The organism is Duganella sp. Leaf126 (assembly GCF_001423125.1).
Taxonomy (GTDB): domain Bacteria; phylum Pseudomonadota; class Gammaproteobacteria; order Burkholderiales; family Burkholderiaceae_D; genus Rugamonas.
On record NZ_LMNW01000014.1, the window covers coordinates 1 to 8,068 of the forward strand.

Here is an 8,068-nt window from a genome sequence, read left to right on the forward strand (position 1 = left end):
GCCGGCACGCTGGTGTTCGAGCAGGTCCAACAGCAATTGCAAAAACATGGCTACATGGCCCGCTGCGGTCAAATCGTTGATGCCTCGTTGGTGCAGGCGCCAATACAACGCAACAAGCGCGACGAGGCCGACACGGTCAAAGAGGGCACCATGCCCCTGACTTGGAGACCCCACAAACGTGCGCAAAAAGATGTCGATGCACGCTGGACCAAAAAGCACGGTAAATCGCACTTCGGCTACAAACTGCAYGCCAGCGTGGACAAGCGCTACAAGCTCATCCGCAAGATCGCCGTCACCAACGCCGCCGTAGCCGACACCTCGGTATTCGAGGCACTACTCGATCCGAGCAACACCAGCAAAGCGGTGTATGCCGACCGGGGCTACCCCAGCGCTGAGCGAGAAAGCGCACTCAAACAGGCCGGCTGGCAGGTCCATATTCAGCGCCGGGGCCACGCGACCAAAGGTATTTCGGCCGCGCAGAAACGNGGGCTACCCCAGCGCTGAGCGAGAAAGCGCACTCAAACAGGCCGGCTGGCAGGTCCATATTCAGCGCCGGGGCCACGCGACCAAAGGTATTTCGGCCGCGCAGAAACGGCGCAACCGCCGTATCGCCACCCCGCGCGCCCGCGTCGAGCATGTGTTCGGCGCGCTGGCGCAGATGGGCGGAAAACTCGTGCGATGCCTNTCGGCCGCGCAGAAACGGCGCAACCGCCGTATCGCCACCCCGCGCGCCCGCGTCGAGCATGTGTTCGGCGCGCTGGCGCAGATGGGCGGAAAACTCGTGCGATGCCTRKGCATCCTGCGCACCACTTTCGCGTTGCACCTCAAAGCGGCGAGCTACAACCTGAAGCGGCTCGTCTTTTTGAAAGAACGAGGGCTGGCACCGTTCTAAACAGCGAGGGGATCAGCTGGAAGGGGCCGTTTTTCCACCGCTTGATCCGCTTGCGCGCTCATTGACGCTTATTCCGTTCTGCCGCGCGATTCACTTTTTTTATCCGCAACGTMGACTGGCAGGTACTTTTTCCTACTCGCGTCATGAAAGCCAGTTATTCGAGGTCCCCTTAATGTCGGTCACCGTGCGTCCGTCGTCAGGTAAAAAGCCCAATGGAATACACACGCCGAGTTCGGTTGGGATCTCGTTCATGCGGCGGGTGCGGAAGCTTTTCAGGAGCGCAGAAAATTGTTTCCCATGACTCTCGACAGACATTTTCTCACCGATTTCCTCGCGAGACTGAAAAATATAGACATATTCATCTTTAAACAAATAAGTCTGATAAATAGAAACACTGCCGCCTTGGACCGTGGAGTCTTCCTCAAACTTCGAAAATCCATAGTTACCGAGAATTTCAACAGAGTATTTTTTATAATCACGATCTAATTCAGCAATGCTTTCCTTTGCATTCTGAAGCCTACTTTGCGCAACCCTATACTTGTTTCTTTCTCTAACGTCACCATTTTTCCCTTTCTCTGTCTTGCTGATTTCGCTGAGCAACCACGGCAGCTCTTTTTTTAGCTTCAAGGAAATATTTTGAGGCAAAGAATCGATGATTTTTTCTTTTATTTCAGGCGTTGCGAGATGTACCGCTATGCGCACATTCCCGTACCTCATTTCATTACCACGAGCAAAAATATTTTCGCTGAACGAATGAGTAAATTCGGAATCCTTATTGTACTTTAAAGGCCACTCCTGAGAATTTTCAGACACCCACGAGATACGTCCAAGACACTCTTGGGTTACTCCCGCGCCGGGTCGGAAGGACGACATACTTGATGCACGCATTTGCTCTGCCGTAGGACGCTTGGATGGTCGATCGGACATGTCCTCATCGGCATTCGCAACAGTCGAGCAAAAAAAAAAGTATGTCGACAAGATCAGTATTTTAAGCATGATTTATTTTCACCCTGAAGAATGCAAGTGCCCGCCTCGCCGTTGTCGCAGGCGATTTCAGAACCGTCGGAATACCAGCGTTGGTTCGATTCGACCACCGACAACACACCGCCGTGCACGCGGCTACTGGCGGGAGCATTTACACGCCATGGGCATCAGCGGGCCGTTCTCTTTCATGGCCCGATAAGTGCGCTTATGATTGATCGCTTGTAGTCCCAACAAAGCGCGCGTACGGTTGACCAAGCGCCTGCACGACGATAGACATACGTCGGCAATCCGGTGTTCTCGATGCGCACTGCGTCGATCAGGATCGCGTCAGCAGCTTGGTGAAACCTTAGCACGGTGCGGCCATCGAGCCAGTCGGTGAGCCGAAACATTATTTGCGAACCATAAACCGGACTATTTACCACTCACCAATTCGGGCATCGGTGGATTGGTCGGCCTCAGGCGCATGTACTTGAGCACGCCCTCAAGCCGCTCCATGCTTTGCCTGAATGGCGGTGGGTTAGCTTTTAACTCCGGCGCCTGTTCCATGGTAAACGACTGCATATCGACCAGGATGAACGGCAGCACGGCGCTGCCCAGCCAACCGGAATAGCCAGTGAATACCGAATATGCCTCATAGGGTTTACTACCGGGTTGGGTGACTTTCAAAGCCACGCCGCCTTGCTCTCCGACGAGCCCACCGATCTTTGCCTGGCGCGGTCCGATGCGCTGGTCAACATGTTTCTTCACCTCCGCTTCTTCGTCGGTCCCGAAGCGACCGACCTGGGAGCTGGCAAGCGCCGTGATGACGGTCGATTTGAGTTGCCTGGGCTGGACATTACCGGTATGAATTGTGTACAGCACGCCGGGAGCATCTTTCCAGCGGATCGATTGCTTAATGTCGGTCACCGTGCGTCCGTCGTCAGGTAAAAAGCCGAATGGAATACACACGCCGAGTTCGGTTGGGATTTCGTTCATGCGGCGGGTGCGAAAATTTTTCAAAAGAGAAGAAAATTTTCGAGCGTGATCATCACTAGAAAACTGGGCGCCCAACCTCTCGCGTGATTCAAACATATAAAGATGTTCGCTCCTGAATAAATAAGCACGTAACACTGAGTACTCAGCCCCTATTGATGAATTTTCTACCAAAGTTCCGAAGCCATAGCTATCAGAAATTCCGGGAACATAGGGGTAGTATTTTTTTTTCAACTTCTCCAGATTTTCTTTTGCATGAAAAAAATCAGACTCAGCAATATCATACGAATTTTCCGCATTAGATCCTGAATTTTTTTTCTTACCAGCCTCGTCAAGCTTATTTTTTAAAACAGGAAGATCCCTACTTAATTTTATAATAATATTTTCAGGCAATGAATCAATGATGGATTTTTTGATCTCGCCATTGTATTCATACACACCTATGCGAACGTTTCCAAAATTAATCTCGGAGCCTCGAGAAAACACATTTTCACTAAATGAGTGGCTGAATTTTGAAAAATATTCATATCTTACTGCCCACTCCTGCATTTTCTCAGAAGACCAGGAGAGTCTACCTAAACACTCTTGAAGTTGATTTGGCCCTGGGTGGTAGGAAGGCATGGCTACAGCCCTCATTTGTTCCACAGTAGGAGGTTTTGATGGCTGACCAGGCATTTCCTCGATAGCGACTGAAACTATCGGGATTAGTAGCAAATAGAAAGCCACGCAGAAATTTCTCGCTAAGTTTTTCATTAAAAATTCTTCTAATATTTGATTTTAACCATTTACATTGAGATCTTTATTCGATGATTGGTTGGATGCCGTATACAGTTCCTCACGATTCGATTTTTGAAGGCCGGCCAGCATGGTCAAGTTCATGCCGGAGATGTTATTCTCACTCAAAGTCCAGTTGATTGGGAGCGCCACGATAAATCCCCGGATCCCTGCAGGAGACGATTCTGGCGCCCTCAGTTTTGCATCCCAAGTAAAACTTTCATCCCTCACTTCATCCGCACGCCAGAACCTCTCAGAAAAAGGCATATGGAATTGGAGTGCACGTGTCTCTTGATTCCAGGTCGGCCATATAGAACTTGGCTCCTCACCAGTTCTTGCCAGAAATTTAAAAGCACTGCTATAAATAGATGAATTTTTTAACGCAATTTCCTGGATAAGATGTACCGTTTTTTTCGCAGCAGGATTTTGAATGGCAGAGTCCAGAACGGTAGCTGGATGGGAAGCGCCGTCGGTTAAACCGAAATGCTTTTTCCAGAGTCTTACTCTTAAATCATTCACCTTAGTGCTAACTGTATCAGTATCCACTCCATCAAGATTAACCTTGATATGTGAATCATCTCTAATTACGACAGCTAATTCAGAATCACGATCGCCGAGTTGACTCCTGTCGTTTATATTTGCACTACCCAAAATGGCAACTCGATCATCTGCAATCAGCAATTTCGAATGTACATAAATCTGCTCAGTTACGGGCCGACTTCCAATTTTCTCCCAGTTTCGTAAGTTTAGTAAGGTGACATAGTCCTTCCACCGATCCCCCACCAGATTTATTAATCGCTCCTCATCATAATTCTCAACGATCTTCATTGCATTAAGATGATTCACTCCTGCACCATTCTTCCTCAACATGGCTGCAGCAAGTGAAATTCTTATCCGGTTCACCAGGCTTTTTTTACCAAAAATGAGAGACTGCATTGTAAGATGCAACTGTGTCATAATATTAAGGGTATTGAGAGTTCCTTCTGGGTGGACTGGTATAACCATATACACGTGGAATTTCAAGTCGTCCGCAATCGCCTGTTCAATGCGTTTGGCTATCGCCTCCCCGATACTATTCAACACATTTTTCTGCTGCGGCCCCATCAATTGCGATGCCCTCACCGAGGCTATATTTCCAAGCACCGCGTATAAATCATTCATGAAGTCGGCGCCCTTACCCTTGGCATCTGCCATCACATCATCGACCTGTGACCACCGGATGGCCCCCGGTATGTCAGCGGGGGCTACACCGTAGATCTCGAGCTGACGCGCATATTTTTCATATTGCTTAGAAGAAGTGATATCGAGCAGCGCTGCCATTGGCCCCGACAGCGCGGTACCTGTTGCGGAGTCTTTTCCATATTCCGACTGAAAAAACTGTCCCTCGATATAAATAAACTTCTGCGCCCCCTGAATCGCTGTGAGCATCGCCTTTAGACAGTTGTTTTGCGCCATGCTTGCTGGCGCCGATACCGGGCCGCTCATCGCGCGTTCTTCGTCGCGCTGCATCGTCAGCGGGGCGCTGCGCAGGACTTGTACCCAGCATGTTCCCTTCTTGGGCTGGGAGGCTGGGGGCGGCGCCGGGTCGAGCCGGGGCACTTTGAGCTGTTTTACTCCCTTCAACCCGAGACTGCGGAAGATGGTTGCCAAGGCCGGATTCGACACCAGGCTGGTCTTCGAATTTTCATAGCGCTGCGCGACACCATTCCAGCGCTGGATGAAGTTGCGGGCCAGCTCGCTGGCGGCCGGTCCTTCAATCGACGAGTGCACATCGTGCCAGGGCATGCGGGGCTGGTCCTTGGAGATGGTCTTGCCGCTCGGCGGTACCATCTTGCGCAGTTTCTTGAGGTTGGCATACCGTTCAGCATGCTGATCCGTGGCGCCGGACAGGTATCCCAAGGTCGAAATGATGAAGGCCTCAATCAGCTTTACTGTTCCCTCCCTCAATTCATGGGGCAACTGGTCCATATTGGCGTTATTCAGCCACGCCATCAAGGCTGAGGCCGCATCGGCTGCGTTGGCGCTACCACTGGTGCGCAGGCGGTCCAGCATTTCCCTGGCATCTTTGTTGATACGCTTGTAGGTCCAGCGCGATGCTGCCTGCGCCATATCCACCGGAACGTCCGCAGCTTTGCGAACGAATTCGGGCATCAGATCGGCATTGGTCCACCAGTCGCCAACGCGTTTATAGGTGTCCTTTTTAAAATCGCTGACCGATTTGAGGACATCTTGGGGTTTGGCCACGACTGCCGCTGGCGCCGAGGTAATGAACTGCGTTGCCGAACCGAATTTTCCATCGAAACAGGCTGCCACCAGCTCGGCACGGGTCAGGTAGTTCACCTGGTCCGAGTGGGACAGTTCATAGACCTGTGGAACACATGAGTTATACAGCTCGTTGCCGGTCCGGCCATCGTGGTGCAGGGAGAACTTGCCGTTATCGCGACGACCGTAGGCAAGATCGATACCGCCAACAAAGGCCCGCTTCTGATCGATGACAACCAGCTTCTGGTGATGGGAAAAGCCGATGCCGAGGCCCGCCTTCATATCGCTCTGGGCGATCGCAGGCAACGCGAACGCCCGCGCCGGTGGCGGCAATCCCGCGTTTAACTGGAAAATGGCCAGCATCGTTTCGAAATCGCCGGTATCAACGCCGACCTTGGGCGACAGCCATGGCATTACGTAGATGCGCAAGCCTGCATGCTTGTCGATCGCCGCTTCCAGGTACTCAAACAACGTCTTGCCACCCTTGAGTTCCACGTCGAAATTGATCTGCCAGCCGGTGATAAAAATGCTGGTTGTCGCGCTTTCGATGGCTGTCGCTACGGCGTTGAAATATTCTTCGCCCGTGACATAAAAATCGACTTGATTGCCGCTGTGTGGCTCGGAGAATGGTTTGGCCCATTTCAGGTCCGGAAATTTTCTCAGTGACTCATTTTCATGAATAAAGCATCCCGGCGCCGAAGTCGCGGGAGCAGCGGGTTTGCCGTCGGGTGCGACGAGTTGAGAGATATTCTTCTGAGTCATACGCTAAACCTTGAACTTGGAAAAGATCGCCATGGGATCGCTCACCTCGAATGCGGTTTTGGCATAGCTGGCGTGCGATAAGGCGGCATCGTCGAACAGCGTGCCGTGCAATCCGGCGCTGAAGTCGGCCGCATGGAGCGCGTGGAACAGCTTTTCTTTTTCAGTCCAGTCGGGAGATTCTTCTGCTACCCGAAGCCGCGCGACATGACCGGGATAGACGATCCAGGTGCTGTCGGGGTGACCTGCATAGGCCACGGCGAGCTGCTTTTCCTGGTCGGCTGTCAACTTGATGTTGCCGTCGTCATCAGTTTTTCCGCTTGCCAGCAATTGCTTGTCGTCCACGTACGCCATGCCATCGGGCATGGCACCGATGGCGATTTTCCAAGGCGTGTTGCTTAAAGGATGGCCATTGGGACCGGGCGTATCCGCCAGTCGCAGCTTGAACGCCATCTCGCGCACCGGAAGTGTCGAACGCGGCAGCTCGGGCAAGGGATAGGCATGGCCAACAGGTCCCTCAAAAATCTTTTTGCCAGCGTGAATGGTAATCTTGCCCGGGCACTGCACCCGTAATATTGCCGCTGCTGATCGTGATGTTCGCCCCACCGGCCGTCGACAAACTGATGCTTTTGGCCGCCGCCCAGTCGATGTGGGCGTTGGCACTGACCACATTGACCTCGTCGCGCGCCTGGATGTTCATCACGTCCGCTTGTGCCTGCAGGTCGATCACGTCCTTGGCCGCGATCAGTTGCATCCCGACATTGCCTTCCCCCGCTTTCACCGCGCCGCCGAGCAGGCCGATGGCCTGGCCGCTGTGCACGCGCATCTGGCCGCCGGTGGCGAACTGGGTGTCCTGGCCGCTCATCAGCGTGATCGTCTCGCCATTGGCCAGTTGCAGGTGTTCGCCGGCCAGCACGCCCACTCCGGCCTTGGCAGCGATGGCAATGATGGCGTCGTTCGTGTGCGGCAGCTTGTCGTCAGCCGGCGCAATGGGTTTGTCGGGTGCCTCGGCCCTGGCCGCGTCCACGCTTTCCTGGCTCAGCATGCCGGATGTGGCCGTCAGCAGCGCTTTTAATGGCGCGGCCTTGTCGTCAAGGCGGCTGGTGTCAGCCTTGGCGGCGCCCAGGTGGCTGGCGTAGGCCACCGTCTCGTGGGTCTTGGCGGCGCTGCTAAAGGTCTCGCCCACCGTAGCGGCCTGTTTCAGCAGCGCCATGCCGGCCGTGTTGTCGCCGGCCGGCTCGCGACTGTCGGCGCCGTGCGTGAGCTTGTAGCTCGACACCAGCAGGCCGGCGCCGGCGCGCACGGCGCCGTAGCCGTCGGTGCGCAATTCGGCGCCGGTGCCGCGCAGGCTGCCGCGATAATTATCTGCCGCGTGGATCAGGTGACCGAGCGTCAGTTCGCTGGCGGCATGGCTGCTCTTTAAAT

Annotated in this window: 6 protein-coding genes and 2 pseudogenes; 3 read left to right on the forward strand and 5 right to left on the reverse strand. The window is 53.5% G+C overall.

Annotation, left to right across the window (positions count from 1 at the left end):
- Positions 1-54: 54 nt before the first annotated feature.
- From ASF61_RS24565 to ASF61_RS24575, 3 genes and pseudogenes are all read left to right on the forward strand, one after another.
- On the forward strand, positions 55-485 hold a 431-nt coding region (locus tag ASF61_RS24565), incomplete at its 3' end, for a transposase (RefSeq protein ID WP_373994541.1).
- Between the two features lies 1 nt (position 486).
- Positions 487-684, forward strand: a pseudogene (locus ASF61_RS24570) (IS5/IS1182 family transposase); the annotation flags it as partial.
- A gap of 1 nt (position 685) precedes the next feature.
- Positions 686-892: pseudogene (locus ASF61_RS24575) on the forward strand (transposase); the annotation flags it as partial.
- Between the two features lie 141 nt (positions 893-1,033).
- On the opposite strand, the gene ASF61_RS23290 reads toward ASF61_RS24575, so the two are convergent.
- From ASF61_RS23290 to ASF61_RS22735, 5 genes are all read right to left on the reverse strand, one after another.
- Complete coding sequence (locus tag ASF61_RS23290; RefSeq protein WP_156369554.1) at positions 1,034-1,819, reverse strand: hypothetical protein; 786 nt, start codon at positions 1,817-1,819, stop codon at positions 1,034-1,036.
- A 468-nt stretch (positions 1,820-2,287) separates the two neighbouring features.
- Positions 2,288-3,601 (reverse strand): T6SS immunity protein Tli4 family protein, encoded by a 1,314-nt coding sequence (locus ASF61_RS23295; RefSeq protein ID WP_156369555.1) that lies wholly within the window; start codon positions 3,599-3,601, stop codon positions 2,288-2,290.
- A 24-nt stretch (positions 3,602-3,625) separates the two neighbouring features.
- A complete protein-coding gene (locus ASF61_RS11190) occupies positions 3,626-6,646 on the reverse strand; it encodes a phospholipase D-like domain-containing protein (RefSeq protein ID WP_056155551.1) in 3,021 nt (1,006 codons plus the stop codon).
- Between the two features lie 3 nt (positions 6,647-6,649).
- Complete coding sequence (locus tag ASF61_RS24005) at positions 6,650-7,096, reverse strand: hypothetical protein (RefSeq protein ID WP_056155554.1); 447 nt, start codon at positions 7,094-7,096, stop codon at positions 6,650-6,652.
- 64 nt (positions 7,097-7,160) lie between these two features.
- On the reverse strand, positions 7,161-8,068 hold a 908-nt coding region (locus tag ASF61_RS22735; protein WP_307155913.1), incomplete at its 5' end, for a DUF2345 domain-containing protein.